We start from the raw sequence: 26,858 nt of genomic DNA, 5'->3' as shown, positions 1-26,858 counted from the left end.
CCCCCGCCCGCGGATATGGCGTACACTTACCGCTGCACCCGGACGCGGTAGGTGATCTCCGCCGTTCCGCCCGCCGCGACGTCCAGGCGCCACACGGCGCGATCGGCGGCCTCTTTTCGATGCGGAACGCTTTCCTTCAAGATCGTCCAGTCCGGGCTCAGCCGTTCGACCACCTTGACGGTGACAGCCTCGTCCTTGGCGTTGCGGATCTCGATGCGATGGGCGCTTTCGAACACGTTGTCGGGCAGGCCCGAGCGGACGAAATCGGTCTGGGTGCGCTTGACCGTCACGTCGAAGGCGCGGCCGGGGGTGATTTCAACGGCGCCGCCGATCGGCGTCGGTTGGATTGCATCTTCTCCGAGCAGGCGGCGCACACCGCTGGAGTCGCGCATGTAAACGCGGATGGTGCCGGCGGGCAACGGCATCCCAACCGCAGCCTCGCCGTTGCGGAAGCGGAGCACCACGTCGGCCGCCTGCGGAAGGCTGTCGGTCGGCATCGCGTGGTAGACGACGCTGGCGCTCTCGCTCACGAATTCGCGTTCCACACGCACTCCGCCGGCGTCCAACAGCGCCACCTGTTTGCTCTGGCGATCGGCGATCGTCACCGGTTCGGGAAGCCGATAGATGTGGTAGTTGCCTACGGCCTCCCGCTCCGGCAGCGGCGCCGCCATAGCTTCCTGAGCGAAGCTGGCGCGGCTTTGCATCATTGTCCGAGCCTGGTCGGGCGCGTTTGTGGTGACCCGGCGGATGTCACCGGCGACCAGCGCCAGCGACGCGTTTTCGAAGTCGGCGCCGGTGGTGTTGCTGACCGCGGCGCGGCCGACGATCGTCATCGTGTCCATCGCCCGGTCAAGGTCGGCCACGTAGTCGGCTTGCCACGCCAGGCCCTCGGTCAGGTAGCTGAGGTCGACAGCGGCATCGCCATCGCTTTCGGCCGTGGCTTCGACGCTCGCCACGATGGTCGGCGTCACCGGCAAGTCGTCGGGCACCGAGTCGAAAACCAGGCGCCCGGGCACGCCGGTCTCGATACGGTCGCGATAGCGGAGCACCAGACCATCCCGCACGCTGAGCACGGTGGCGCGCTCGACCGTGTCCTCGCCGGTCATCGGATGCACGCGCACGACGCCGACCTCCTTGCCCAGCGCCCGGCGCAGCAAGGCGTCGGGCGTCAGAACGTCGAACCCGTGTTCGATGGCAAGCACCCGGAATTCCGCGTCACTGGTCAGGAGCGCGCTGGCGGGGATGATTTCGCGGCTGATTCCCTCGAAGACGAGTTGGGAGCGGCCGCTCGGCAACCCCAGCCTGCGCCGGTCGCTGATCATGCCGAGCCCGTCGCCATAAACCGTGACGTCGAGGCCCACGCGCTGATCCGGCGCCGCCCGCACCTCGGCCGATTCGCCCATGGCGGGCAACGCGGACAGCGCGACTAACATGACGAAGGCGAACAAGCGGCGTCCCATTTCGGCCCCCTGATTGCAGTTTCCGAGCAGCAAATGCCGAGTTTGCTTTCCGCAATCGCATCTTGCAAGCTCGGCTGCGATGCGTTTTCGGCGATCAGAGGTCCATAATCGACATCTCCCCGTCCGTAGGGTTCGGCTTGTCGGCGCTGGCGGTCGTCGTGGTGCTGATCTTCGTGCTGATGCGAAGCGAGCGCGATCGGGCCATCGCCGCCTCGCAGATGATGTGGTTGTCGCAAAGCGCCGAGCATCTGTCGCGCGCCCAGGCAGACTTGACCGGGCGTCTGGAACAGACGCAACTGGGTGTCAACCAGCGGCTCGATCTGCTCGCTCGCCGGCTCGGGGACGGCATGGCCGAGCAGACGGCGCGCACCGGCCAGTCGCTCCGCATCCTGCATGAGCGCCTCGCCGTCATCGACGCCGCCCAGCGCAACATCCACGATCTGTCGACGCAGGTCGTGGCGCTGCAGGACATCCTCTCCAACAAGCAGGCGCGGGGCGCCTTCGGCGAGGTTCAACTGAAGGACCTGGTCAGCGCCGTGCTGCCGCCGTCGGCGTACGCCTTTCAGGCGACGCTCAGCAACGGCCGGCGCGTAGATTGCCTGTTGCGGTTGCCGACGCCTCCCGGCCCGACCGCCATCGACGCCAAGTTCCCTCTGGAGAGCTTCAACGCGCTCAGGGCGAGCCCGGACGAGGCGCGTCGGGCGCAAGCGGCGCGGACGTTCGCAGCCGACGTCCGCCGGCACATCGTCGACATCCAGGAGCGCTACATCGTGCCCGGCGAAACCGCCGATGCGGCGCTGCTGTTCCTGCCGTCGGAGGCAGTATACGCCGAGCTGCACGCCAACTTCCGGCCGGTGGTGGAGGAGTCCTATCGCCGGAAGGTGTGGATCGTGTCGCCGACCACCTTGTGGGCGACCCTGAACACGCTCCGTGCGGTGCTGAAGGACGTGCACCTGCGCGAGCAGGCGCAGGTTATCGAGGCCGAGTTGAGCGCCCTGTCTGCCGACATCGAGCGCCTCGACAAGCGCGGCGCGCGGCTGCAGGAGCACTTCCGCCAGGTCGAGGACGACGTCCGCCAGATCCGCCTCTCCGCCGCCAAGATCGCCCGCCGCGCCGACCGCATCGACGTGGCGCAACTGGGCGAGCCGCCTTCCGGTCCCGAAGTCGCGGATGAGCCGTTCGATCCCGGCCCGGACACCGACATCGCGCCCGACCGCCGCACCTCAAGTTCTCGTGATTGAAGGCGCCAATGGATCGACAGGCGCGCCAAGAGGTGCTGTGGTCCGCAGCATGACAAGGCTTCAGCATGCGGCACTCATGGAGGACGGAATGCGCATCCTGATCATTGCAGTGGCGTTGATGGCGACGGCGGTGACGGCGCCGCGGGCGGAGAATCCGGCGCCCTACCCGGGAACCGAGACGGTTCGGATCGACAAGCCGTTCGCGCAGTACGTAAAGGACCTGGAGGCGGCGATCGAGGCCAACGACATGGGCATCGTCGCCCGCGCCTGCGCCGACTGCGGCGCACAGAAGATCGGCGTCACCATCCCTGGCAACCGGGTCTTCATGATTTTCAAGCCTCCATACGCGGTGCGGATGCTAAAGGCCAGCGTCGCCGCCGGCATCGAGGCGCCGCTCAGGCTTTACGTCACGGAGGAGGAGGACGGCGCCGCCAGGCTGACCTACCGCCTGCCGAGCGCGGTGTTCGCACCTTACGAAGTTGCGGAGCTGGACACGATGGCCGACGAGTTGGACTCCATCGTCACCCGCATTGTCGCGGACTCGAGGGAGTAATTCATCGCAGGCCGCTCCGGCCGGCCGCTCCGTTCGTCCGCTCTGGCCGCCGGCATCCTCACGGCAACGTTTGTTGAACGTGAAGACAAGATCGCGTCATGCTGGGGACACCCGCTTTTCTCTGAAAAGGATGCCCCCACATGAAGCGCTTGCACAAAACCCGCGTGGCGACGGCCGCTCTGGCGGTGCTTCCGGCACTTGCCGTGGCGGGCGTCGCCGGCATTGCCGGGGCCGGACAGCTCATAGAGCTCACCCAGACCGGATGCCAGTTCCTGGAACCTGAAAACGGCACCGACCATGGCTTCGAGACCGCCAGTGCAGCCGATTGCGACCGGATCAACGCCGAAACCAGCGTCGAGCGGCTGGCGAACGCAGACGTCATGACCGTGAAGCCGGGAACCTACACATTTCGCGTCACCAACAAGAACGTGCCGTACGAACTCGGCTTCTGGCTACGCGACAGCGACTACGAGGCGGGAAATCCGCTCCACAAGCTGACCAAGACCAGCGTCTCCGGCGGCGGCCTGGTCGAGGGTGCGTCGCGCGACTACGAGGTGGACCTGAAGCCGGGAACCTACCTCTACTCGTGCCCGCTCAATCCCACGCCCGACTACACGCTCGTTGTCAGCTCCGAGTAGCATCCAGAACAACCGAGGCGGCCATCACGGACACGTGACTCGGCGTGACTCGCGATTTCATGCGCGCCCCGTCATGCTTCGAACGAATGAAACTCATTTGCAGCGTGCTGCAACGATCGGACAGTGAGGAGACAGCGCCGTGAAGACCAGCAAGACCCGTTTCCTGTCGACAGTCGTTCCGATGGCAGCCGTAGCCGGCATGGCCCTTTCGGCGCCCGCCCCGGCATCGGCCGCCGGCTCGGACTGCGCGTATCGCGGGACCTCGGCCGCGTTGCCCGCCGCCCAATCCCGCGGCGGTGAAATCATCCTGGCGTCCTGCAACCCGTGCAAGCCCAAGGCCGCCAACCCTTGCGCAGCCAAGGCTTCCAATCCTTGCGCAGCCAAGGCCTCCAATCCATGTGCTGCAAAAAATCCGTGTGCCGCGAAAAACCCCTGCGCGGCGAAGTCGGCCGAAAATCCCTGCGCGGCCAAAAAGAAGTAGCGACCCGACCCTGGGCGCCGCTCGCGCGGGCGGCGCCGCGTTCGGCTGAGGCGGCGGCAGTGGCGTTTTTGGACCTCCCGCGAGAGCAGCTGGAAGACATGGCGGCGGCGGGGGCCGAGATTCGCGAGTGTTACCGCCTGCTTGCCAAGACCGACGGCAATGTGGTCGGCGAACTTCTGCGCGGGCAGGGCGAGTTCTTCGAATGGGATCATTATCCAAAGGGGGATGTCTACGATCCCGAGACCCACTGTCAGTACTACTATCACGCCCATCCGGCCGGACTGCGGGACGCGGAGCACGGCCACTTCCACACCTTCCTGCGGCCCAAGGGTATGCCTGAGGGAGTTCGCCCGGCGCCGCTCACCGACTTGGCCGCACCGGCGGGCGACAACGACGCGCTGTCTCACCTGGTTGCCATAGCGATGGACACGCACGGTGTCCCCATCCGGCTGTTCACCACCAATCGCTGGGTCACGGGCGAGACCTGGTACGCCGCGGACGATGTGATCCGCATGCTCGACGTTTTCGACATGGATCTGGCGTACCCCTCCCTGGCGCTGAACATCTGGATTACCGCCATGCTCCGGCTTTTCCGGCCGGAAATCGAGGGTCTCGTCCGCGCCCGCGACCGCGCTGTCGCCGACTGGCAGGCGTGGCATATGGACGTCAATGCCTTTGAAGATCGTGGGCTGGAGGTCACGGCGATGGCCGACATTTCGGTCGACGCCCAGATCGAACGCGTCAACGCCGCGGTCGCGCGCGCCTGAACTTCACGGCAACGCGATCAACCCTGGCGCCAGGGCAGTCCTTCGACTTTCCAGCCGGATAGGGTGCCCCGGTGGCGTTGGTCATCCTGATCGCCTTCGAAACCGTGGGCGATGTTATAGCAGGCGGTGTAGCCGAGCCGGGTCATGGCGATGGCCGCCGCCTGGGAGCGCACGCCCGAGCGGCAGAGGAAAAGCAACGGCGCATCGGGAGGTGCGCCGATCTCCGCCATCTGTTCCGCAAACCGCACGTTGAGATCCATGTTGGGGTACAGCACCCACGGCACGAACACCGTCTGCTTTCCGAGGCTGCTGAGGTCGGGAACGCCGACGTAGCTCCACTCGGCGGGGGTGCGCACGTCCACCAGCACTGCCTTGGGATCGCTTTCCAGAACATCCCACGCCTTGCGGGGCGGGATGTCTCCCGCATATCCGTTGCGCATGACCTGCCGCAGCTCCCTCCAGCCTCGTCAATGGGTTTGCGCGGCACCGCCGCGCGATTCAGGCTCCAGCACTCCCAGCATTTCACCGAGCGTGGTGAACTTGCGCCGTGGCGCTCCGGCCTCTGCCGCCGCGACTTCCGCAGCGTCGATCCGCCGCCAGTCCTCGAAACCGACGACACGCACGCCGCGCTTCGCCAACAGCGGCTCCAGCCCGCCGCGGCCCGGCTTCTCGCCGCGGGCGATATCGGCGGCGATCTGCTCCGCGCAGGCCGACCCGTCCGGCCGGTTGCTCGCGATCACTCCGATCGGCCCGCGCTTCGCCCAGCCGACGGCATAAAGGCCCGGCGCCACCCGCCCGTCGACGTTGGGCACGCAGTCGCCGGCGCTGCAGTCGGGCATTCCGGGCAGAACCTGCGAACGATAGCCGATGGCGGAGACGACAAGGCCGCACGCGATCGTCTGCATCCGGCCGGTGCCGACGATGCGGCCCTGATCGAGTCGCGTTTCTTCATAGCGCACCCCTTCGACCCGCTCGCCGCCGACGATTTCCACCGGATTAGCGAAAAACCGGAAATGAATGCGCTTGCGTTTGCTGACGGGGTCGAGGGCGGAAAAAGCGCGCAGGGTCGCCAAGTTCTTTTCCTTGAGCCGCCCTTCGCGATCCTGAGAACCGGGCACCGCCTCCGGCAGGTCTCCCGGATCCACCACCGGCACGGCGTCTGCCAGATCTTCCAGCTCGCGCAGCTCGACATTGGTAAATCGCGCCTGCAACGGCCCGCGACGGCCAAGCAGGTACACGTCGGTCAACGGGCTTCCGCGAATGGCCGCTGCGGCGTAGTCGGCGATGTCGGATAGGGCCAGCTCTTCCGGCGTCTTGACCAGCACTCGGGCGACATCGAGGGCGACGTTGCCGTTTCCTATCACGACCACGGCCGGCGTATTCAAATCCGGGCGCAGCGTGGAGAAGTCCGGATGCCCGTTATACCACCCCACCACCAGCGCCGAGCCGAACACGCCCAGCTTGTCTTCGCCCGGGATGCCAATGTAGCGGTCGGCCGGGGCGCCGACCGCGAGAACCACGGCGTCATAGAGGGCCTGCAATTCCTCGAGCGCGACGTCGCGCCCGACTTCGACGTTGCCATAGTAGCGGACCAGATCCTTGTTCGCCGTCTGGTCGAACTTCCTGGAGACCTTCTTGGTGGTTTGATGGTCGGGAGCAACGCCGGCGCGGATAAGCCCGTAGGGGGTCGGCAGGCGTTCGATGAAATCGACATGGATGTCAGCGTCCCGTTGCAGCAGCGCTTCCGCGGTATAGAACCCGGCCGGTCCGGCTCCGACAATGGCGACATTGATGGGCATCCCAAGGACGGCGCGTCCTAGGACGGGACGGTCCAGGTGTCACCACGACGAAGCAGCGCGTCGAAGTCGGCGGTTGTCGGGGTTACCGCCTCCTCCTCCGCCGCCGTCAAGCGGTCGCCGACCGCCAGGGCCGGATTGCAATACAGGACGCCGAGCGCCACCGGCATCGCCGGCGGTTCCATGGCAGCCAACATGGACGCGAGGGCGCGATTGGTTTCATCGTGAACGAGGATGTCGGCCTCAGTAATCCCGTTGTCGCCGATGGTGACTGCTTCCAACGCGATGGAGCCGGGCTTCAAGCGGATCCCTTGACAGTGGTCACGGCCGAACAGCAGCGGCTCGCCGTGGCTCACGTGGATCTGGCGGTCCGCGGCGACCGTCTTGTCGGCGAACGGGGCGAACACGCCATCGTTGTAGACGATGCAGTTCTGGAAGATCTCGACAAACGAGGCGCCGCGATGGTCGTGCGCGCGTTTCAGCACCTCGACCATGTCCTTCTGCGAGGTGTCGATGACGCGCGCCACGAACCGGCCGCCGGCCCCCAAAGCAAATGCAGACGCCGAGACCGGCGCCTCGCTGGATCCCCCCGGCGTCGACGGCGATCGCGTGCCGAGCCGCGAAGTCGGCGACGCCTGGCCCTTTGTCAGCCCGTAAATCTCGTTATTGAACAATAGAATCTGGACATCGACATTGCGCCGCAGAATGTGCAGCAGGTGGTTGCCGCCGATGGAAAGCCCGTCGCCGTCGCCGGTGGCGATCCACACGTCCAGCGCCGGGTTGGCGAGCTTGATGCCGGTCGCCAGCGCCGGCGCCCGTCCATGGATGGTATGGAAACCGTAGGTGGACAGATAGTACGGGAACCGCGACGAGCAGCCAATGCCGGAGACGAAGACGGTGCTTGCGGTATCGGCGCCGGCATCGGCCAGCGTTCTCTGGACCGCGCGCAAGATGCCGTAATCGCCGCAGCCCGGGCACCAGCGTACCTCCTGGTCGGATGCATAATCCTGCGGCTTCAGACGGGCGGCGGATTTGACGACGTTCATGCCACGGACCTCTCTTGCATCTCGTCGATCCGCGCGCGGATCGACGCCTCGATTTCGCTGATCTTGAACGGCTGGCCGGCGACCTTGTTCAGGCCCTGGACCGGCAGCAAATACTGCGCGCGCAGGATGGTGGACAACTGGCCGGTGTTCATTTCCGGCACCAGCACCTGCTCGTAGCGGCGCAGCAGGTCCTCCAGGTTGCGCGGCAGCGGCCACAGGTAGCGCAGGTGGATGTGGGAGACATCGACCCCTTTCGCACGCTGGTTGGAAACCGCCCGGCTGATCGGGCCGTAGGTGGAGCCCCAGCCGACGACCACCAGCGTGCCGCCATCGGCGCCTTGGTCTACCGATTGCAGCGGGATGTCGTCGGCGACGCGCGCGATCTTCCCTACCCGTACGTCGGTCATGCGCTGGTGATTGTCCGGCTCGTAGGAAATATTCCCGCTGTCGTAGTCCTTCTCGATGCCGCCGATGCGGTGCTCGAGCCCGGGTGTGCCCGGCGCTGCCCACGGACGCGACAACGTCTCCGCATCTCGCAGGTACGGCTGGAATCCCTCGGGTTCCGTACGCATCGTAACCGGGAACGGCGCGATCCTGCCGACCTCGGGGACCCTCCATGGCTGGGCGGCGTTGGCGATGTAGCCGTCTGAAAGCAGGATCACCGGGGTCATGAATTTGGTCGCGATCCGCGTCGCCTCGATCGCGGTCTCGAAGCAGTCGCCCGGCGAGCGCGCCGCCATGACCACCAGCGGTGCATCGCCGTTGCGCCCGAACACCGCCTGGTACAGATCCGACTGCTCGGTCTTGGTGGGCATGCCGGTGGACGGTCCGGCACGCTGGGTGTTGATCACGACCAGCGGCAACTCCGCGGCGATGGCGAGTCCGAGCGCCTCGCCCTTGAGGGCGATGCCCGGACCGGAACTCGACGTCACCCCCATCGCCCCGGCGTATGAGGCGCCGATTGCAGCACAGACGGCGGCGATCTCGTCCTCTGCCTGCAGCGTCACCACGCCGTATTTCCGCATGGTCGACAAAACGTGCAGAATCGGTGATGCGGGGGTGATCGGATACGAGCCAAGCACCAGCTTCAGGCCGGCCAGATGGGCGCCGACCGCGAGGCCGTAGGCGATCGCTTCGCTGCCGGTAATCGCCCGATACAGCCCGGGCGCGATCTCTGCCGGGGTGATTGCAAAGCCGTGCACACCGGCCGGCAATTCGGCCGTTTCGGCGAAGGCGTGGCCGGCGTTCAGCGCAGCGATGTTGGCGGCGGCAACGATGGGCTTGGCCGCAAACTTGTGATTGAGCCAGTTGACGGTGGGCCCGCGATCGCGGTCGTAGAGCCAGTAGACCAACCCCAGCGCCCACATGTTCTTGCACCGCAAGGCGTCCTTTTGCGACAGCTCGAACGGCTTGACCGCCTCCAGGGTAAGCTGGGAGACGTCGACGAGAATCTTGTAATAGCCGTCGAGGGCGCCGTTTTCGAGAGGGTTCGACTCGTACCCGGCCTTTCTCAGGTTGCGCTCGGTGAAGGTGCCCGAGTCGACGACGACCAGTCCGCCCTTCTTCAGCTTGCCGAGTTCCACCTTAAGCGCCGCGGGATTGAACGCGACCAGGGTATCCGGCACGTCGCCGGAGGTCATGATCGTGCGGCCGCCGAAGTTGATCTGGTAGGCGGAGACGCCGTAGGTCGTGCCGACCGGCGCCCGGATCTCTGCTGGAAAATCGGGAAACGTCGCCAGGTCGTAACCGGACAGCGCCGTATTCTCGGCGAACCGGCCGCCGGTCACCTGGATGCCATCGCCGGAATCGCCGGCGAAGCGGACCACGGCGGACTCCAAAGTCTCGCGACCAAGATGACCTTGCTCCGATGCCTCACCGTCCAACGACTGGCGCGACACCGTCTCGTTTTCGCTGCTGCTTGACATGTCGATTCGGAATGGGCTCATAAACTAGAAGTTACGACCACCTTTGCGGACGCGGCGCCAACGGGCGTCGCAGGACAGTGCTGGTAAAGCGGCCGTGGTCCCGGGGTCGCCTCCTATAGATTATATTATCCACCGCGTCGGGTATCGCAACGAAAGCATTGCACGCGGTCGATCAGGGCAGGGCGCGACCACCACCTTCCACGCCGCTTCAGGAGGCACCATGGCTGATGCGATTGATCCGTTGAACCGGCTGGACGATCTGGTCCGCAAAGCCAAGGCGGCCGGCGCCGACGCCGCGGATGCGGTCTTCGTCGAAGGACGGAGCCTGGTGGTGACCTGTCGTCTCGGGAAGCGGGAACAGGTCGAAGGCTCCGAAGAGGCCGACGTGGGCTTGCGGGTGTTCGTCGGCAAGCGCCAAGCCATCGTTTCCTCGTCCGACCACACCGACGCCGCGCTCAGAGAACTCGCGGATCGCGCCGTGGCGATGGCGCGGGCAGTGCCGGAGGATCCTTACTGCGGCCTCGCCGCGGCGGAGCAGTTGGCGACGTCGTTCCCGGAGGTGGACAGTCGCGATCCTGGGGAGCCGTCCGCGGACGAGCTGGCGGCGCGTGCGCTGGCGGCGGAGGATGCGGCGCGCGCCGTTCCCGGCATCACCAACTCCGAGGGCGGAGAAGCCGCGTGGAGCTCGAGGCGTTCGGCAATCGTCGCCAGCAACGGCTTTGCCCGAGAGCGCGCCCGCTCCGATTTCAGCGTGTCTGTTTCGGTTCTCGCCGGCCACGGCCAGGAGATGGAGCGGGACTACGACTTCGCCAGCGCCGTCTACGCCGAGGATCTGCGGGATCCGGAGGAGATCGGTCGGTCGGCCGGGGAGCGGGCGGTCCGGCGGCTGCATCCGCGGAAGGCCAAGTCGGCGCAGGTGCCGGTGATCTACGAGCCGCGGGTCGCGCGCTCCCTGCTAGGACATCTCGCCGCGGCCATCAACGGCACCGCCGTCGCCCGGGGCACCACCTTTCTCCGGGGCAAGATGGGCGAGGCGATCTTCCCCGAGGCAGTCAACGTGGTCGACGATCCGCTTCGCCGCCGCGGCCTGCGCTCCCGCCCATTCGACGGCGAGGGCATCGCGACGCGGCGGCTGGCGGTGGTGGAGCGCGGGGTGCTCCAGTCCTGGATCCTCGACCTGCGCTCGGCGCGCCAACTGGGCTTGGAGACGACAGGGCACGCGGCGCGCGGCACGTCATCGCCCCCGTCCCCAACCACCACCAATCTCTACCTGGAGCCGGGGACCATCAGCCGCACGGCGCTGATCAGGAGCGTCGACATCGGCTTTCTGGTGTGCGAATTGATCGGCTTCGGCGTCAACGGCGTCACCGGCGACTACAGCCGCGGCGCAGGCGGCTTCTGGATCGAGAACGGCGAGATCGCCTATCCGGTCAGCGAAGTAACGGTCGCCGGCAATCTCCTCGACATGCTCCGCCACGTCACCGCCGCCGACGACCTGGAGTTCCGCTACGGCACCGACTCCCCCACCCTCCGCATCGACGGCATGACGGTCGCCGGCGTGTAAACGCTCTGCGCATACCCCCGGGCTCGAGCGTATAGACGCGGTCGGCACGCGCCAGCTGGGAGAAAAGCTTGCAAACTGCCCCGGGCGCCCGCCGACGCCGAGGATCACCCCTTCCCGCGGGACCAGCGGTCGTAGGACCGGAATCATGTCCCGATGATGCTGTTGCGTCAACGCCTCGATCGCCTGGGCAGCGAACGACAGGCGCACACGCGACGTCAGTCCGGGCGGCAGGACCCCCAGGGCCGGCTCGCGCGCTCAAGTGCGGCCATTGCGGCAGAGCGGAAGGATGGCATCAACAGCCGACGACGAAGGTGAAGTTCGTGCCCGTGGAATGAACCCTGAGCGGCAGGGCGCAGGCGACGTCGCCGTCGCACTGGACCGGTTCGATTACGTCGCCTTCTATGGTGATTTCGGACCCGCGAACGATCTTTACATCGTGGAGCGCCTCCAGGCGGCCGAGGGCGATCGCGAAGGCGTAGCGTACGACGCTCCATGGACCCTCGCCCAGAAACAGGCAGGCGTCGAGGCTGGCGTCGTTGATGCAGGCCGTGCGCGAGCAGCAGAACCGGCCGCCGTAGTAGTGCCCGTTGGCGACGACGATCGACGTCGCCTCGAAACAGGCGCCATCGACCACGACGCGGTAGCGGCGATAGGGGAACCGGAACATGCCGGTCAGTAGCTCCGCCACGTAGACGAGCTGGCCGAACAGCCGCTTGGCCTTGGGGTCGACGCGCGCTACCAGGTGCGCGTCGAATCCGACGCCGGCCATCATGACAAAGCGGCGGCCGTTGGCGACGCCGAGGCTGACCCGCTCCAGGCGGCCGAAGACAATGGTCCGCGCGATGGCGCGAGCGCTCCGGCATGCGAATCTCGGCGGCGAGCACGTTTGCCGTGCCGATCGGCATTACGGCGAGGGGCAGCGACAGATCCTTGAGCCCGTTGACGATCTCGTTCAGCGTCCCGTCGCCGCCGGCGGCGACCAGCACGTCGCAGACATCCCGGTCCACCTCGCCCGCCATCCGCTCCGCGTCCCCCGGGCGGGTCGTGCGTCGCACGGTGACGGTGGCGCCGAGCGCAGAGACGTGCTTGAGGATGCGCGCGAACCGCCGCGCGGAGAAATAGCCGGCAATGGGATTATAGATGACGATTACACGCCGGCGCATCGGTATGCCCTGGAGGTTCGAGGTGATCACGCTGACAGCTATCCGGCTTCTCGAAAATTCTTGATCGGTGCCATTGAATCACAAGTGACGGTTTGGCGTCATCTTTTTTAAAGTTGCGCGAAAGAATAAGAATAAGCTAGGCAAGAACGTAGCAACAGAATTAGCATGGCACACCTGTTGTTACCATCGACTTTCATAAGACGGCACACGACGGAACATGAACGCGATCGCACCGGGTCGGTTCTGCTTTCGATCCATATTCATCTCGGACGTTCATCTGGGGACCCGCGGGTGCAATGCCGGGATGTTGCTGGATTTCCTGCGCCGCACCGAATCCGACTACCTCTATCTTGTCGGTGATATCATCGACTACTGGCGTCTCCGCAAGACCTGGTACTGGCGCCAGGAGCACAACGACGTCCTTCAGAAGATCCTCCGCAAGGCACGGAAGGGGACCCGGGTCATCTACATCCCCGGAAACCACGACGAGAACTTCCGATCGCTCGCCCAGCACCGGTTCGGAAGCGTGGCGATCCTCTTGGAGGCAATGCATCGCACTGCGGACGGCCGCCGCTTTCTGGTCCTTCACGGCGATCACTTCGACGGCGTCGTCACCTACGCAAAATGGCTCGCGGTCGTCGGTGACAACGCCTACATCTGGGCGCTCAGGGTCAACACCTGGTTCAATTACTGTCGCCGCAAGCTCGGATTTCCATACTGGTCGCTATCGGCGTACCTCAAGCACAAGGTCAAGAATGCCGTCGAGTATATCGGCAACTATGAGCGGGCGGTGGTTGCCGTGGCGCGGCATCGTGGCGCCGACGGCGTCATCTGCGGACACATCCACACCGCCGAGATCCGGGAAATCGACGGCATCCTTTACTGCAATGACGGCGACTGGGTTGAAAGCTGCACCGCCCTGGTCGAGCAAATGGACGGGCGACTGGAGATCCTGAGGTGGGCGGACATGATGGAGCAGCCGGTCCCGGAGCCGATCGGCAGGATGGCGCACGAATCCTCCTCGTCACCGATGCCTGGTATCCTCAGGTCAATGGCGTCGTTCGCACGCTCGAAGCTCTGAGATCGCGCCTGGTCCTATCGGGGCGGGAGGTCCGCTATGTCACGCCGGAGGGCTTCCGCTCCGTTCCCTGCCCGACCTACCCGGAGATCCGCCTTTCCGTTGCGAGCCCGGGCACCATGGGGCAGATCATCGGCGACTTCCGGCCGAACGCCATCCACATCGCGACCGAGGGCCCCTTGGGTCTGTCGGCCCGCAACTGGTGCCGGCGCCATGGGCTTCCCTTCACCACCGCGTTTCACACTCGATTCCCCGAGTACATCCATGCGCGCTGGCGGATTCCGGCTACATGGACCTATGCCTGGCTTCGCTGGTTCCACCGGCCCTCTTCCGGGGTGATGGTCGCCACCCAAAGCATTGAGGACGACCTTGCTGCCCGCGGCTTCCGCAGAATCAGGCGCTGGACCCGCGGCGTCGACACCGCGCTGTTCCGGCCGCGGCCCAAGAACGGGCTCCCGTACCCGCGCCCGATCAGCCTGTTCGTCGGACGGGTTTCGGTCGAAAAGAACATCGAGGACTTCCTGCGCCTCGACATCGACGGCACCAAGGTGGTCGTCGGCGACGGACCGCAGCGCGCCGCACTTCGAGCCCGTTACCCTGACGTGGTGTTCGCGGGCGCGAAGGAGGGCGAGGAGCTGGCGCAGTATTACGCAGCCGCCGACGTGTTCGTGTTTCCGAGCCGCACCGACACCTTCGGCCTGGTCATGCTGGAAGCGCTCGCCTGCGGTGTCCCGGTCGCCGCTTATCCGGTGCCGGGACCGCGCGATGTGCTGGACGGCGCGGGCGCCGGATGCCTGGACGAGGACCTGGGCAGAGCGGTGCGCGCTGCCCTTGGCGTGCCGCCGGAGATCTGCCGCGCGCATGCCGAGCGGTATTCCTGGGACGCCAGCGTCCGCCAGTTCCTCGACAACATCCACGTGTTCCGCTAAGAGGCTCGGCAGCGCTCGGCGGCCCGACTGGTTGTCGCCAAACCGCCATGGTAGTGTCGCCGGCGTTGCAGCCGAGCCCGCTTCAACGCTCCGACAGCGGCGGCACGGGCGCTCGGCTGCGCTTCCGGAAGCCGGGAATGACATCGCTGAAGTCGCTGCTCGCCAACCCGTCCGTGCGCCGGATGCTGTGCTGGATCCTGGCGCAGTATCTGCGGTTCGTGCACGCGACGGGGCGGTGGGCCTATATCAACGAAGAGACGCCGCAACGCTTTTGGGACCAGGGGCAGCCAATGATCGGATGTTTCTGGCACGGGCGTCTGTGGATGATCCCGTGGTCGTGGCGGTGGCCGGGGACGGCGCGGCTGCTGATTTCCGGCCACCGCGACGGCTTGGTCATCGCCGATACCATCCGCTGGCTCGGCTTCAAGGTCGCGACGGGCTCGTCGTCGCGCGGCGGCAAGGCGGCGGTTCGGGAACTGCTCGCAGCGCTCAAAGCGGGCGAAACCATCGGAATAACGCCGGATGGCCCGCGGGGCCCGCGCATGCGCGCCCGGATGGGCGTGATCCGCATCGCCAGCCTTTCGGGCGCGCCGATCGTCCCGGTCAGCTTCGGCGCGCGCCGCCGCCGGATTGTCAACTCCTGGGACCGCTTTCTGGTGGTGTGGCCGTTCAACTCAGGCGTGGTGATCTACGGCAAAGAGATCCGGGTGCCGCGCCACGCCGATGCCGAGGCCCTGGAGCAGGCGCGGAGACGGCTGGAGGAGAGCCTCAACGCGATCACCGTCGAATGCGACCGCATGACCGGACACCACCCTGTCGCGCCGGCCGATCCGGATCCATCGAGCCCGTGAGTGAGTTCGGCCTTTATCGCGCCGCGACCACCCTCGGCGGCCCGCTCATCCGCCTCCACCTGGCCCGCCGGCGAGCGCGCGGGAAGGAGGATCCCGAGAGATTCCGCGAGCGCTTGGGCATCGCAAGCCGTCCTCGGCCCGACGGCCCGCTGACCTGGGTGCACGCCGCCAGCGTCGGCGAGTCGCTGTCGCTGCTGCCGTTGATCGAGCGCCTGCGGGAGCGTCGTCCGGGCGCGAGCGTGTTGATGACCACCGGCACGGTAACTTCCGCCCGCCTGATGGAGGATCGCCTCCCGGCCGGGGCGATCCACCAGTACGCGCCCGTGGACCGTCTCCGCTACGTGAGGCGCTTTCTCGCTCATTGGCGCCCCGACGCCGCGCTGTGGGCGGAATCGGAGTTCTGGCCCAACCTCATCACCGAAACCGCAGCTTGCGGCGCTGCCATGATCCTGGTCCAGGGCCGGATCTCGCCACGTTCCAACGCGCGTTGGCGGGGGCACCGGCCGCTGATCGCGCACATGCTGTCCCGGTTCGCCGTCTCGTTCGCGCAAAGCGAGATCGACGCCGAGCACCTCCAAGACCTCGGGGCGCGCAACGTCGCGTGCCTCGGAAACCTCAAGTTCTCCAAGCCGCCGCTGCCGGTGGACGATGAGGAGCTGGCGCGGATGCGCGGGGCCATCGGCGCGCGACCCTGTTGGCTGGCGGCGAGCACCCATCCGGGCGAGGACGACATTGTCGCCCGGGCTCACCGGCATCTGCAGGCCGCCTTGCCGAACGCGCTCTGCCTGATCGTTCCCCGCCACCCGGAGCGCGGCGCGGCCATTGCCCGGCAGCTGAGCGCGCGAGGGCTGACGGTGACGCGACGCTCGGCTGGGGAGGCCATCACCTCGGCAACGGATGTTCACGTGGGCGACACCATCGGCGAATTGGGCCTGTTCTACCGCCTCGTCTCCATTGCCTTCATCGGCAAGTCGCTGGCCGGCAAGGCCATGGCCAGGAAGTCCATGGCCGGCGGCGGACAGAATCCGCTGGAAGCCGCGCAACTCGGCTGCGCCGTGCTGTTCGGCCCGGACATGACCAACTTTGCAGGCGTGGCGGCCGCGCTGGAAGCCTCCGGCGCGGCTCAGACTGTCCTCGACGACCGGATGCTGGCGACGACGGTGCTGGCGCTGCTGCAGCATGACGACGACCGGGCTCGACGTGCGGCGGCGGCGATAGCGGTCGCCGCCGCCGAGGCGGGCGCGCTCGACCGCGTGGCCGATGCGATCCTGCCGTACCTTTCGCCGCTGTCGCCACCCGGGGCTGTGCCGCATGCGCGCCCCTGACTTCTGGTATCGCCGCGACGCCGTGCTGACGTCACGTCTACTGGCGCCCGTAGCCAAAACCTACGGGCTCGTCGCGGGCTTGCGGATGCGCTCCGTCCGCTCGTGGCGGGCGCCCGTCCCGGTCATCTGCGTCGGCAACCTGGTAGCGGGCGGCGCCGGCAAAACGCCGGTGGCAATGGATATCGGTCAGCGCCTGGCGGCACGCGGCTTCGATGCGCACTTCCTCACCCGCGGCTACGGAGGCACCGCGTCGGGTCCGACCGCGGTCGATGCGGCACGCCATTCCGCCCATGACGTCGGCGATGAGCCGCTTCTCCTCGCCCGGGTGGGGCCGACCTGGGTGGCGCGCGACCGGGCGGCCGGCGCCCGTGCCGCCATCTCCGCTGGCGCCGACGTGCTGGTCATGGACGACGGCTTTCAGAACCCCGCCATCGTCAAGGACTTGGCCCTCATCGTGGTCGATGGCCGCCGCGGCTTCGGCAATGGACGGGTGCTGCCGGCGGGACCGCTGCGGGAGCCGGTTGAACATGGATTGAAGCGCGCCGATGCGGTGGCCATCATTGGCGAGGATACCGCCGGAGTGTCGGCACGGGTGTCACCGCGCCCGGTCCTCCGCGCCCGCCTCGCGCCGCTGGACCTGCCGGCGGCGCTGGCCAAAGGCCGGCCGGTCATCGCTTTTGCCGGAATTGCCGATCCCGACAAGTTTTTTCGCACCGTGCAGGGTCTGGGCTGCCGACTGGTAGGGTCTTACCCCTTTCCGGATCATCATCCTTATGCGGTCGGCGACCTCGCGCCGATCCTCGCTTCGGCAGACAGACAAAGTGCCATCGTGCTGACCACCGCCAAGGACCACGTACGCGTTCCCCAGGAATTTGCGAACCGGGTGACGGTTCTGCCGGTGGTCCTCGTGTGGGACAACGAAGCGGACATCGAGGCACTGCTGGAGGCCGCATTGCGCCATGGCCGGTAAGCCGCGACCCCCGCTGGTGCTCCGCGCGATCTACGGGCTCCAGTCCGTCGCCCTCCGCATCCTGTTCATCGCAGTCCGTCGACTGCCGCTCGATCAGGCCTCGGCGATCGGCGGGTGGCTCGGCCGCCATTTCGGTCCGATGCTCCCTCGGACCCGAATCGCGCGGCTCAATCTGAAACGCGCGTTTCCGGAAAAGTCATCGACGGAGATCGACGCCATCATCCGCGGCATGTGGGACAATATCGGGCGCTTCGCATTGGAATATCCCCACCTGGACCAATTCTGCGGGATCGACGGCGGCGACCGGATCAGTGTGGTGGGGATGGAGTACGTCGATGCGGCCCGCGAGGACGGCGCCGCTGGCATCTTCTTCTCCGGCCACCTCGCGAACTGGGAACTGATGGGCCTCTGCGCGGCAGCTCGCGGCGTTCCCGTCAACCTGATCTATCGCGCTCCCAACAACCCATATTTGGCTTGGCTCTATGACCTGCGCCGCTCCGGAGAGGCCGAGATGCTGCCGAAGGGGTCGGAGGGCGCGCGACGGGCGCTCTTCCTGTTGCGCCGCGGCGCCCACCTCGGCTTGCTGGTCGATCAGAAGATGAACGACGGAATACCGGTGCCGTTCTTTGGCCGCGACGCCATGACCGCCCCGGCGTTGGCTCAATTGGCGCTACGTTACGGCTGCCCGGTGTTCGCTGTGCGGACCGAGCGGCTCGGCGGCGCCCATTTTCGCATCACCGTCCTGCCGCCTCTGACGTTCCAGGATACCGGCGACCGCCGCGCCGACGAGGCGAGAGCGATGCGCGAGGTCAACGCGCTCCTGGAAGCCTGGATCCGCGAACGGCCGGAACAGTGGCTCTGGATCCACCGCCGCTGGCCGGACTAGCCAGCGCGGCCGCCATTCGCGGCGTCAGGCGATGGCGGTGCAGCGGACGTTATGATAGCTCTGGACGACCGGCTGCCAAACTGTGGAATGACGATGAACAAGAACGACGACGGTCCCGACACCAATCCCCATCTCACCAAGAGCGAACGCGAAGACGTGAAGGAGCGCATCCGGCCGCGGGTGCCGATGCTTTACGAAATCATTCGCCAGGAAGGCGAGGCCGAGCTTGGGCGGCCGCTATCCGGATTGTGGTTTTCCGGTATCGCCGCCGGCATTTCGATCGGTTTTTCCATGGTAACGGAAGGTCTGCTGCGGGCCCATCTGCCGGATGCGCCGTGGCGGCCGCTGGTCGACAATCTCGGCTACACGATGGGCTTTCTCCTGGTCATTCTCGGCCGTCAGCAACTGTTCACCGAAAACACCATCACCGCCGTGCTGCCGGTGATGGCGAGTAAGGGCAAGACGACCCTGATGTGCATGCTGCGGCTGTGGGCGATCGTGCTGGCGGCCAATCTGGTCGGCGCCTTCCTGTTCGCGTTGTTCTGTAGCAAGAGCGGCCTGTTCGCGCCGGATGTGGAAACGGCGTTTACCGAAATCGCCCGCCACATGACTGATCTGTCGCCCGGCGACACCTTCTGGCGCGGCATCGTCGCGGGCTGGCTGATCGCGGTTCTGGTCTGGGTGCTCCCCAACTCCAAGGGCAACGAGGTCTTCGTGATTATCCTGATCACCTACGTGATCGCCCTCGGCGAATTCACTCACTGCATCGCCGGCTCAGTGGAGGCGTTCTGGCTGGTCCTCAACAGCGACCTCGGCCCCTTCGACATGTTTTTTGGGTTCTTGTTTCCGACCCTGTTCGGCAACGTGTTCGGCGGCACGGTGCTGTTCGCGATGCTGTCCTACGTACAGGTGCACGAGGAACTATGAGCGCCGCCCGGAGATGACATCGCGGATGAGCGCCACCGTCTCGTTTCGCCCGTACAAGGCGATGAACGAGCCCATGCGCGGCCCTTCGTCCTGGCCGAGCAGGATCTGGTAGAGGGACTGGAACCAGGCGCGGAGGTCTGCGAACGACGGGTGCCTCTTGCCGACCTCGTAGACCTCCGTCTGGATGGCCTCGGCGGAGGCGTCCGCCGGAAGGGCCTCCAGCGTCGCCGCCAGATCCTCCAACGCCGCCGCCTCCTCCGGAGTGGGCGCACGGTAGCGCTTCGCCGGCTTGACGAAGTCCCGGTAGTAGTTGATGGCGTGCCCGACCAGCCGATCGAGCACCGGCGCCGTCTCCGGCTTGGCATCCGGGCAGTAGCGGGCGATGAAGTGCCAGAGCACCGCCTTGTCCTCGGTGTGGCAGACGCTGGCGAGGTTGAGCAGCACATTGAACGAGAGGGTGGCCACCTCGATCGGCGGATGGCCGCCGTGGATGTGCCACACCGGGTTGTTGAGCCGCTCGGCCTCGGTCTGGCCGGGGAAACGCTCGAGCAGGCCGAGGTAGTCGTCCACCGCCCGCGGAATCACGTCGAAGTAGAGCCGCTTCGCTGCCTTCGGCTTCTGGAACATGAACAGCGCCAGGCTTTCGGGCGGCGCATAGCGCAGCCACTCGTCCATAGAAAGGCCATTGCCGCGGGATTTCGAGATTTTCTCGCCGTTGTCATCGAGGAACAACTCATAGGCGAAGCCGGCCGGCGGGCGGGCGCCGAGGATGCGACAGATGCGCCCCGACAACGTCGCCGAGTCGATCAGGTCCTTGCCGTACATTTCGTAGTCCACGTCGAGCGCTGCCCACCGCATCGCCCAGTCCGCCTTCCACTGCAGCTTGCAGCGACCGCCGGTGACGGGTGTTTCGCAGCTTACGCCGTCGTCCCGCTCATAGGTGATGGTCCCGGCCGCGGGGTCGTGGGCGACGACCGGAACCTGCAGCACTCGGCCGCTCTCCGGGCACACCGGCAGGAACGGGCTGTACGTGGCGCGCCGCTCCGGCCCCAGGGTCGGCAGGATGGTCTGCTTGACGGCCTCGTAGTGGCGCAGCACCTGTATCAGCATCGCGTCGAAGCGGCCGCTCCGGTAGCACTCGGTGGCGCTCACGAACGTGTAGTCGAAGCCGAAGGCGTCGAGAAAGGCGCGAAGGCGCGCATTGTTGTGGTGGCCAAAGCTTTCGTGGGTGCCGAAAGGATCGGGAATGGTGGTCAGCGGCTTGCCGAGGTGGGCGACCATCGCCTCCCGGTTGGGCACGTTGTCCGGCACCTTGCGGAGCCCGTCCATGTCGTCGGAGAACGCGAACAGGCGGGTCGGCAGGTCGCTCAACGTCGCGAATGCATGGCGCACCATGGAGGTGCGGGCGACCTCGCCGAACGTCCCGATGTGCGGCAGCCCCGACGGCCCATACCCGGTCTCGAACAGCACGTAGCCCTTGTCCGGTCTCTGGTCCGGTCCCCTGTCGGACTTCGTGTCGCCGAGCCGCTTCAACAGCGCCCGCGCCTCCGCGAACGGCCAGGCGTTGCTGGCGTGGGCGAGTGCTTGGAGGTCGTCATCAATGGCGAGCGGCGTTGCGGCCGCGGCTGGGCGTGCGATTGAGGTCATTGTCCGGGGCCGTTGATCCAGAGGGATCGCGAGCGGTCTACATTAAGCCTCGCCAATGCGCAACTGCCAGTCGTGCGGGATCTCGATCATCGACCGGCGGCGCGGATGGTTCCGTGGCATGCGCTCATCGACGAGCGATGTAGAGCTTGCCGAGTCCGTTGAGGGCTGCATGAAGGGCGACGAACTGCTCGGTGAACGTCCGCCGGCCGAGCTTCGGATCGACCCGTCGCAGGTCTTCGAGGATGGCGGCCAGGGATCGGCGCCCGTCGATCCGCGCCACGATTGCCCCCCCTAGCGGCGGGAAGGGCCGGCGGATCGTGATCCCGTCGACCGACGCAGAAATGGCGGCGCCGGTCGTAGCCGCTCCTGGGGCCGTTGGTTCCAGATCGCGCAGGACGGGGATGGCGGATAGGTCCCGCGGATCGGGCGGCGCTACCGGATTGTCGGCAGCGACCGCGTAGAACACGTGCTTGCGCATGTTGCCGGCCAGGAGTTCGGCGAAGGCGCAGCGCTCGAGCCACGGCAGCCGCGCGACACGCGCCAGGAGCGCGGCATCGCTCAGGTAGCTCGCCGGGTCGTAGAAAGCAGGCTCGATGAATGCGGTGATGCGGAGCCCCGCTCCGGCGGCCAGTGCGGCAATCTCCGGCACCAGGTAGGCGCGGTCACGTTCATGAAGCAGGAGGTCGTAAAGGCCGGCATCGCCATGCCGCAGATGATCCTGCACGAATGGGTTGCGGCGGAGCCAGTTGCTTTCGGGAAGCTGGCGGAGCAGGCGGTGCGCCAGATCCAGCCGTTGCCGAGGCGCGTCTCCGCCGGCAACCATCGCCATCATCCGCTGAACCGGGTAGACGCCGGTCCGCCCGAGCTCCCCGTATAGCATCAGCCCGATGCCGCCGCCGGGCGCGAGCATGCTGGTGAGCGTCTTGAGCCCGGCCGCCGGCTCGGCCAGATGGTGCAGAACGCCGCAGCAATCCACGTAGTCGAACCGGCCGAGCCCGGCCGCCGGCGCATCGATGATCGAGCCGGTCACAAAACGGATGTTGGCGAGCCCGCGAGCGGCGGCCCGCGCTTCGGCAATGCGGCGGCTGGCCTTCGACACGTCAAGATAGACGACCTCTGCCGCCGCGCCGCGATCGGCCAGTTGCTGTCCCAGCATGATCGTCGCATCGCCGGTGCCGCCGCCGGCGATAAGGGCCCGGAACGGCTTCTTGAAGTCGCGGGCGCCGCCGAACACGTAGTAGTTCAGCTCATCCAGATGGCTCGGCGAACCGGTCACCAAGCGCCGCGCCTCGTCAGCGGGATCCCGCGGCGGATACGGGAACGCCTCGTATTGCTCCCTGACTGGATCCCGGTCCATGTGCGTGCCTCTCGCTCAAGCTCGAATGCTGCAATGCAAACTCAACTTTTGCTGCAACGCAGCAGGTGCTACACACTACGGTAGCTGCCGAGGAGGGCGAGCCCTTGAACAAGATGCTCGAAAACCGGACGTTCGACGAAATCCGGGTTGGCGACACTGCCAGCGTGACCCGCGCGCTCCGCCTCGACGACGTCGAGACTTGGGCCGCCGTGACCGGCAATGTCAACCTGACCTATATTGCCCACTTGAATCACTTGCCGGGCAGTCTGGAAGAGGCGGGCGCCAGCGGCATGTGGGGCGCGACGCTGTTGTCGACGCTCATTGGGATGCAGCTTCCGGGGCTCGGCTCCATCACCAAGTCCTTCCAGATCGAATTCCGCCACAAACTGGCGGTCGGCACCCAGGTGACGGCGACGGTGATCGTGGTCGATAAGCGGGAGGAAACCGGCGTGGTGATCCTGGATTGCCGCTGCGCCGACCCGGCAGGCCGCGAACTTCTGGTCGCGACCGCGGAGATCCTGGCGCCGAGGGAGAAGGTCCGCCAGCCTATCCAGGATCTGCCGTTGGTCCAGCTCCGCCGCAAGGACCGCTTCCGCGCCCTGATCGAAAGGTCTGAAGCGCTGGATCCGCTGGCCACCGCCGTTGTCCACCCGTGCAGCGAGGACGCCCTGGTCGGCGCGGTCGAGGCCGCCGAACGCAATCTCATCACCCCTATCCTGGTCGGCCCCGAACGCAAGATCCGCGCCATCGCCGAGAGCGCCGGAATCGACATCACGCCCTATCGGCTGGTGCCGGCTGAGCACAGCCACCACGCCGCCGAGCTGGCCGTGGAGCTGGTACGCTGCGGCAACGCCGTGAATCTGATGAAGGGCAGCCTGCACACCGACGAACTGCTGCATGCCATACTGAAAAAGGGCGCCGGGCTCAGGACCGAGCGGCGGCTCAGCCATTGTTTCTGCCTTGCCGTTTCCACCTACGAGCGGCCGATCATGCTGACCGACGCCGCCATCAACATCGCCCCGGACCTCGTGATCAAGCGCGACATCTGCCAGAACGCGATCGAGCTCGCCCAGGCCATCGGCTACGAACAACCGAAAGTTGCCATTCTCGCCGCGGTCGAGACGGTCGATCCGGCCATGCCCGCCACAATAGACGCGGCGGCACTCTGCAAAATGGCCGACCGTGGCCAGATCACCGGCGGCATCGTCGATGGTCCGCTCGCCTTCGACAATGCCGTCGACCTCGACGCGGCGCGAACCAAGGGCATCGTCTCCCCGGTCGCCGGCATGGCCGACATTCTCGTGGTTCCCGACCTCGAAGCCGGCAACATGCTGGCCAAGCAGTTGACATTCATGGCCGATGCAGAGGCGGCGGGCCTCCTGCTCGGCGCCCGCGTGCCGGTAGTTCTGACCAGCCGCGCCGACAGCGCCGAGACCCGGCTCGCCTCGTGCGCGCTCTCGGTGCTGATGGCCGACGCTCAGCGCCGCGGCAGGGCGATGCTGAAGGCGGCTGCGGAGTAGCGGCGGTGACCGATGCCATCCTGGTCATAAACGCCGGTTCTTCCAGCATCAAGTTCGCAAGCTACGCCGCCGACACCGGCGCAGCGGAGCCGCGGCTGCTCGGCAAAGGCAAGATCGAGCGCCTGCGCGGCGAGCCACAATTCGCATGCGAAAACGCCGCCGGCCAGCGCGTCGGCGAGCACCGCTGGCCGGCGGCGATCTCCCACACCGACGCGCTTGCCTACATCTTCCAGTGGATCGAGGACCATGCCGGCGGGCTTCGCATCATCGCCGCCGGCCACCGCGTCGTGTTCGGCGGCGCGTCGTACCAGGGGCCGACGCTGCTCGATGATCGGATCGTCGACGGTATCTCGGCGCTGGTTCCGTTCTTTCCGCTGCACCTGCCCCACAACATCGCGGCGATCCGGGCCTTGGCGGAAGAGCACCCGCACTTGCCGCAAGTCGCGTGCTTCGACAACACCTTCCATGGCACCCTGCCGCGGGTCGCGCAGCTCTTCGCCCTGCCCCGGCACATGACCGAGCGCGGCATCCGCCGTTACGGCTTCCACGGTCTGTCCTACGAATACATCGCCCGCAAGCTGCCGGAGGTCTGCCCGGAGGCGTCGCGGGTCGTCGTCGCTCATCTCGGCAGCGGCGCCAGCATGTGCGCGATCCGGGACGGGCGCAGCATCGACAGCACCATTGGCTTCAGCGGGCTCGACGGCCTGCCCATGGGCACCCGTCCGGGCGCGCTTGATCCCGGGGTCCTGCTCTACTTCATGCAGGCGCTGGGTATGGACGCGGCGGCCATCGAGCGGCTGCTCTACAACGAATCCGGCCTGCTCGGCGTGTCCGGCATCAGCAACGACATGCGCACCCTGCTCGCCAGCAACGATCCCCGCGCCGCCGAGGCGATTGACCTCTTTGTCTACCACATCGCCAAGCACCTGGGCGCGCTCGCGGCGGTGCTCGAGGGCCTCGACGCCATCGTGTTTACCGCCGGCATCGGCGAGCACGCCGCCGAGATCCGCGCCCGAGTCTGCCGCCGCGCCGCCTGGCTCGGCGTTCGTCTCGACGCCGCCGCCAACAACACCGCCAACACTCCCGCTGACGCCACTCCGGGCGTCACCCCCAGCGCCACTGCAGGTTTCCGAATCAGCGAGCCCGACAGTCCCGTCTCGGCGTGGGTCATACCGACCGACGAGGAACGGATGATCGCCCTCCACACCGTGTCGGCGATCGTCGGGGGTCGTTGAACCGTCGCGTCACCGCCGGCGCATGTGTGTGGGCGGCTGACTATCACGTCATCCGTTGACGCGGGCGCTCTACGGCTGCATAGGAGTGACTCGAAGGGAGGCGACATGCTGGCGGCATCGGCACCGTTCAACGCCTTGCGCGATTTTTTCCGGATGGAGGCCGCCGGCGGCATCCTGCTCGTCATTGCCGCGGCAATCGCCGTCGTCGTCGCCAACTCCGCAGCCGCACCCGTCTACCAGGCGTTCCTCGATCTGCCGGTGCAAATCCGCGTCGGCGCCGTCGATCTCCACAAGCCGCTATTGCTGTGGATCAACGACGGCCTGATGGCGGTGTTTTTCTTTCTGGTCGGGCTGGAGGTCAAGCGGGAGTTCCTGGAGGGCGAACTGTCGACGACGTCGCAGGCGATGCTGCCCGGCGTCGCGGCCATCGGCGGCATGGCCGTCCCGGCGCTGATCTACGTGGTGATTAACCTCGGGGCGCCGATGAATCTCAATGGCTGGGCGATTCCCGCCGCCACCGACATCGGCTTCGCACTCGGCATCCTGGCGCTGCTCGGCCGTCGGGTGCCGCTGTCGCTGAAAATCCTCCTCACCGCCATCGCCATCTTCGACGACTTGGGCGCCATCATCATCATCGCGACGTTCTACACGGCACAACTTTCCGTGGAAGCCCTGGGCGTCGCCGGCCTTGCCATAGCGGTGCTGGTAGCCCTCAATCTGTTCGGCGTCACCCGCACTTCCCCCTACATCGTAATCGGCGCCGTCATGTGGGTCGCGGTGCTGAAGTCGGGCGTCCACGCCACCCTCGCCGGCGTCGTACTGGCCATGACCATACCGCTTCGCACCACGGATGCCCACGGCCATTCCCCCCTCAAGCACCTGGAGCACGAATTACACAGGTGGGTGGCGTTCGGTGTCCTGCCGATCTTCGCTTTCGCCAACGCAGGCGTCTCGTTCGCCGGCATCGGTCTTGAGAGCCTGTTAGAGCCGGTGACGCTAGGGATTGCTGCCGGCCTGTTCATCGGCAAGCAGATCGGCGTGTTCGGGTGTTTCTGGCTGATGATCCGCCGCGGCTTCGCCAGCATGCCCGACGGCGCCACGTATCTGCACCTCTATGGCGTGGCGCTGTTGTGCGGCATCGGCTTCACCATGAGCCTGTTCATCGGCGGCCTCGCCTGGGAGCACGCCCAGTTCGACGCGCCGGTCCGCCTCGGCGTCATCACCGGCTCGCTCCTGTCCGCCGTCACCGGCTTTCTGGTGCTGCTACTCGCGCGCAAGCCGAGGCCCGTGGCCGCCGAGCCGGCGCCGCAGCCATAGGGTGGATCAGGGCGAAGCCCGTCATTCCGCCGTCCGGCCTAGAGGCGGCGTGGATCTCGCGCCGCCACATCGCATTGCGCGTATGGCTCGGCGCCGCCGACACGGCATGCTTGCCCTTGCCACGAGCGGTTGCTACACGAAGCGCGCGCTCGCGCCGAGCGTCCCCGCCCCCTGTCGGAGCT

Annotated in this window: 23 protein-coding genes and 1 pseudogene; 16 read left to right on the top strand and 8 right to left on the bottom strand. The window is 66.6% G+C overall.

Features of this window, described 5'->3' with window-relative positions:
• Positions 1-26 precede the first annotated feature (26 nt).
• Complete coding sequence (locus IPM60_16430) at positions 27-1,460, bottom strand: DUF4139 domain-containing protein (protein MBK8909397.1); 1,434 nt, start codon at positions 1,458-1,460, stop codon at positions 27-29.
• A 179-nt stretch (positions 1,461-1,639) separates the two neighbouring features.
• Here IPM60_16430 and rmuC point away from each other — a divergent pair, with 179 nt between their 5' ends.
• The 5 genes from rmuC to IPM60_16405 all read left to right on the top strand — a co-directional run bounded on the left by rmuC (position 1,640) and on the right by IPM60_16405 (position 5,140).
• Positions 1,640-2,701: a DNA recombination protein RmuC gene (gene rmuC, locus IPM60_16425; protein ID MBK8909396.1), complete on the top strand. Its 1,062-nt coding sequence runs from the start codon at positions 1,640-1,642 to the stop codon at positions 2,699-2,701.
• An 88-nt stretch (positions 2,702-2,789) separates the two neighbouring features.
• Positions 2,790-3,254 carry a DUF302 domain-containing protein gene (locus IPM60_16420; GenBank protein MBK8909395.1) on the top strand — a complete coding sequence of 155 codons (465 nt, stop codon included), beginning with the start codon at positions 2,790-2,792 and terminating at the stop codon, positions 3,252-3,254.
• Positions 3,255-3,394: 140 nt separating this feature from the next.
• Positions 3,395-3,892, top strand: coding sequence for a hypothetical protein (locus tag IPM60_16415; GenBank protein MBK8909394.1), 498 nt, complete (start codon positions 3,395-3,397; stop codon positions 3,890-3,892).
• A 181-nt stretch (positions 3,893-4,073) separates the two neighbouring features.
• Complete coding sequence (locus IPM60_16410) at positions 4,074-4,373, top strand: hypothetical protein (GenBank protein MBK8909393.1); 300 nt, start codon at positions 4,074-4,076, stop codon at positions 4,371-4,373.
• Between the two features lie 59 nt (positions 4,374-4,432).
• Complete coding sequence (locus IPM60_16405) at positions 4,433-5,140, top strand: hypothetical protein (protein ID MBK8909392.1); 708 nt, start codon at positions 4,433-4,435, stop codon at positions 5,138-5,140.
• A 17-nt stretch (positions 5,141-5,157) separates the two neighbouring features.
• On the opposite strand, the gene IPM60_16400 is transcribed toward IPM60_16405, so the two are convergent.
• The 4 genes from IPM60_16400 to IPM60_16385 are packed head-to-tail and all read right to left on the bottom strand — an operon-like array spanning position 5,158 to position 9,907.
• On the bottom strand, positions 5,158-5,580 hold the full coding sequence (locus tag IPM60_16400; GenBank protein ID MBK8909391.1) for a rhodanese-like domain-containing protein: 423 nt from the start codon (positions 5,578-5,580) through the stop codon (positions 5,158-5,160).
• A gap of 27 nt (positions 5,581-5,607) precedes the next feature.
• Complete coding sequence (locus IPM60_16395; protein MBK8909390.1) at positions 5,608-6,939, bottom strand: FAD-dependent oxidoreductase; 1,332 nt, start codon at positions 6,937-6,939, stop codon at positions 5,608-5,610.
• A 17-nt stretch (positions 6,940-6,956) separates the two neighbouring features.
• A complete protein-coding gene (locus IPM60_16390; protein MBK8909389.1) occupies positions 6,957-7,982 on the bottom strand; it encodes a 2-oxoacid:ferredoxin oxidoreductase subunit beta in 1,026 nt (341 codons plus the stop codon).
• Complete coding sequence (locus IPM60_16385; protein MBK8909388.1) at positions 7,979-9,907, bottom strand: 2-oxoacid:acceptor oxidoreductase subunit alpha; 1,929 nt, start codon at positions 9,905-9,907, stop codon at positions 7,979-7,981. The genes IPM60_16390 and IPM60_16385 overlap by 4 nt, the downstream gene beginning before the upstream one ends.
• 220 nt (positions 9,908-10,127) lie before the next feature.
• Here IPM60_16385 and IPM60_16380 point away from each other — a divergent pair, with 220 nt between their 5' ends.
• Positions 10,128-11,471 (top strand): TldD/PmbA family protein, encoded by a 1,344-nt coding sequence (locus IPM60_16380; protein ID MBK8909387.1) that lies wholly within the window; start codon positions 10,128-10,130, stop codon positions 11,469-11,471.
• A 215-nt stretch (positions 11,472-11,686) separates the two neighbouring features.
• Here the strand turns inward: IPM60_16380 and IPM60_16375 are convergent, their stop codons facing one another.
• Positions 11,687-12,664 carry an acylglycerol kinase family protein gene (locus IPM60_16375; GenBank protein MBK8909386.1) on the bottom strand — a complete coding sequence of 326 codons (978 nt, stop codon included), beginning with the start codon at positions 12,662-12,664 and terminating at the stop codon, positions 11,687-11,689.
• 187 nt (positions 12,665-12,851) lie between these two features.
• Between IPM60_16375 and IPM60_16370 the strand changes: the two are divergent.
• The 7 genes and pseudogenes from IPM60_16370 (at position 12,852) to IPM60_16340 (ending at position 19,600) form a co-directional block, all read left to right on the top strand.
• Positions 12,852-13,622: pseudogene (locus tag IPM60_16370) on the top strand (UDP-2,3-diacylglucosamine diphosphatase).
• Positions 13,592-14,641 (top strand): glycosyltransferase family 1 protein, encoded by a 1,050-nt coding sequence (locus IPM60_16365; GenBank protein ID MBK8909385.1) that lies wholly within the window; start codon positions 13,592-13,594, stop codon positions 14,639-14,641. Before IPM60_16370 ends, IPM60_16365 begins: the two are co-directional and overlap by 31 nt.
• A gap of 137 nt (positions 14,642-14,778) precedes the next feature.
• Entirely contained in the window at positions 14,779-15,492 is a 714-nt protein-coding gene (locus tag IPM60_16360; GenBank protein MBK8909384.1) for a lysophospholipid acyltransferase family protein, read from the top strand.
• A complete protein-coding gene (locus IPM60_16355; GenBank protein ID MBK8909383.1) occupies positions 15,429-16,817 on the top strand; it encodes a 3-deoxy-D-manno-octulosonic acid transferase in 1,389 nt (462 codons plus the stop codon). The genes IPM60_16360 and IPM60_16355 overlap by 64 nt, the downstream gene beginning before the upstream one ends.
• Positions 16,804-17,787 carry a tetraacyldisaccharide 4'-kinase gene (locus IPM60_16350; protein MBK8909382.1) on the top strand — a complete coding sequence of 328 codons (984 nt, stop codon included), beginning with the start codon at positions 16,804-16,806 and terminating at the stop codon, positions 17,785-17,787. The genes IPM60_16355 and IPM60_16350 overlap by 14 nt, the downstream gene beginning before the upstream one ends.
• On the top strand, positions 17,777-18,673 hold the full coding sequence (locus IPM60_16345; GenBank protein ID MBK8909381.1) for a lauroyl acyltransferase: 897 nt from the start codon (positions 17,777-17,779) through the stop codon (positions 18,671-18,673). The genes IPM60_16350 and IPM60_16345 overlap by 11 nt, the downstream gene beginning before the upstream one ends.
• A 186-nt stretch (positions 18,674-18,859) precedes the next feature.
• Positions 18,860-19,600: a formate/nitrite transporter family protein gene (locus IPM60_16340; protein MBK8909380.1), complete on the top strand. Its 741-nt coding sequence runs from the start codon at positions 18,860-18,862 to the stop codon at positions 19,598-19,600.
• Here IPM60_16340 and IPM60_16335 read toward each other — a convergent pair.
• Together IPM60_16335 and IPM60_16330 are read right to left on the bottom strand one after the other, a co-directional pair.
• Positions 19,595-21,247 (bottom strand): lysine--tRNA ligase, encoded by a 1,653-nt coding sequence (locus tag IPM60_16335; GenBank protein MBK8909379.1) that lies wholly within the window; start codon positions 21,245-21,247, stop codon positions 19,595-19,597. The genes IPM60_16340 and IPM60_16335 overlap by 6 nt on opposite strands.
• A 124-nt stretch (positions 21,248-21,371) precedes the next feature.
• Positions 21,372-22,604 carry a class I SAM-dependent methyltransferase gene (locus IPM60_16330; protein MBK8909378.1) on the bottom strand — a complete coding sequence of 411 codons (1,233 nt, stop codon included), beginning with the start codon at positions 22,602-22,604 and terminating at the stop codon, positions 21,372-21,374.
• A gap of 113 nt (positions 22,605-22,717) precedes the next feature.
• Here IPM60_16330 and IPM60_16325 point away from each other — a divergent pair, with 113 nt between their 5' ends.
• The 3 genes from IPM60_16325 to nhaA all read left to right on the top strand — a co-directional run bounded on the left by IPM60_16325 (position 22,718) and on the right by nhaA (position 26,676).
• Positions 22,718-24,124 carry a bifunctional enoyl-CoA hydratase/phosphate acetyltransferase gene (locus tag IPM60_16325; GenBank protein MBK8909377.1) on the top strand — a complete coding sequence of 469 codons (1,407 nt, stop codon included), beginning with the start codon at positions 22,718-22,720 and terminating at the stop codon, positions 24,122-24,124.
• A 5-nt stretch (positions 24,125-24,129) separates the two neighbouring features.
• A complete protein-coding gene (locus IPM60_16320; protein MBK8909376.1) occupies positions 24,130-25,359 on the top strand; it encodes an acetate/propionate family kinase in 1,230 nt (409 codons plus the stop codon).
• Between the two features lie 105 nt (positions 25,360-25,464).
• Positions 25,465-26,676 carry a Na+/H+ antiporter NhaA gene (gene nhaA / locus IPM60_16315; GenBank protein MBK8909375.1) on the top strand — a complete coding sequence of 404 codons (1,212 nt, stop codon included), beginning with the start codon at positions 25,465-25,467 and terminating at the stop codon, positions 26,674-26,676.
• Positions 26,677-26,858 lie beyond the last annotated feature (182 nt).

The organism is Rhodospirillales bacterium (assembly GCA_016710335.1).
Lineage (GTDB): Bacteria > Pseudomonadota > Alphaproteobacteria > Rhodospirillales > Defluviicoccaceae > JADJXQ01.
This window is presented reverse-complemented; position numbering and strand designations above follow the sequence as displayed.

What these genes read in the sequence shown, in the direction of transcription:
- IPM60_16430 (MBK8909397.1), bottom strand. Translation starts at nt 1,460, where the DNA reads ATGGGACGCCGCTTGTTCGCCTTCGTCATGTTAGTCGCGCTGTCCGCG.
- rmuC (MBK8909396.1), top strand. Translation starts at nt 1,640, where the DNA reads ATGCGAAGCGAGCGCGATCGGGCCATCGCCGCCTCGCAGATGATGTGG.
- IPM60_16420 (MBK8909395.1), top strand. Translation starts at nt 2,790, where the DNA reads ATGCGCATCCTGATCATTGCAGTGGCGTTGATGGCGACGGCGGTGACG.
- IPM60_16415 (MBK8909394.1), top strand. Translation starts at nt 3,395, where the DNA reads ATGAAGCGCTTGCACAAAACCCGCGTGGCGACGGCCGCTCTGGCGGTG.
- IPM60_16410 (MBK8909393.1), top strand. Translation starts at nt 4,074, where the DNA reads ATGGCAGCCGTAGCCGGCATGGCCCTTTCGGCGCCCGCCCCGGCATCG.
- IPM60_16400 (MBK8909391.1), bottom strand. Translation starts at nt 5,580, where the DNA reads ATGCGCAACGGATATGCGGGAGACATCCCGCCCCGCAAGGCGTGGGAT.
- IPM60_16395 (MBK8909390.1), bottom strand. Translation starts at nt 6,939, where the DNA reads ATGCCCATCAATGTCGCCATTGTCGGAGCCGGACCGGCCGGGTTCTAT.
- IPM60_16390 (MBK8909389.1), bottom strand. Translation starts at nt 7,982, where the DNA reads ATGAACGTCGTCAAATCCGCCGCCCGTCTGAAGCCGCAGGATTATGCA.
- IPM60_16385 (MBK8909388.1), bottom strand. Translation starts at nt 9,907, where the DNA reads ATGTCAAGCAGCAGCGAAAACGAGACGGTGTCGCGCCAGTCGTTGGAC.
- IPM60_16380 (MBK8909387.1), top strand. Translation starts at nt 10,128, where the DNA reads ATGGCTGATGCGATTGATCCGTTGAACCGGCTGGACGATCTGGTCCGC.
- IPM60_16360 (MBK8909384.1), top strand. Translation starts at nt 14,779, where the DNA reads ATGACATCGCTGAAGTCGCTGCTCGCCAACCCGTCCGTGCGCCGGATG.
- IPM60_16355 (MBK8909383.1), top strand. Translation starts at nt 15,429, where the DNA reads ATGCGACCGCATGACCGGACACCACCCTGTCGCGCCGGCCGATCCGGA.
- IPM60_16350 (MBK8909382.1), top strand. Translation starts at nt 16,804, where the DNA reads ATGCGCGCCCCTGACTTCTGGTATCGCCGCGACGCCGTGCTGACGTCA.
- IPM60_16345 (MBK8909381.1), top strand. Translation starts at nt 17,777, where the DNA reads ATGGCCGGTAAGCCGCGACCCCCGCTGGTGCTCCGCGCGATCTACGGG.
- IPM60_16340 (MBK8909380.1), top strand. Translation starts at nt 18,860, where the DNA reads ATGCTTTACGAAATCATTCGCCAGGAAGGCGAGGCCGAGCTTGGGCGG.
- IPM60_16335 (MBK8909379.1), bottom strand. Translation starts at nt 21,247, where the DNA reads ATGACCTCAATCGCACGCCCAGCCGCGGCCGCAACGCCGCTCGCCATT.
- IPM60_16330 (MBK8909378.1), bottom strand. Translation starts at nt 22,604, where the DNA reads ATGGACCGGGATCCAGTCAGGGAGCAATACGAGGCGTTCCCGTATCCG.
- IPM60_16325 (MBK8909377.1), top strand. Translation starts at nt 22,718, where the DNA reads ATGCTCGAAAACCGGACGTTCGACGAAATCCGGGTTGGCGACACTGCC.
- nhaA (MBK8909375.1), top strand. Translation starts at nt 25,465, where the DNA reads ATGCTGGCGGCATCGGCACCGTTCAACGCCTTGCGCGATTTTTTCCGG.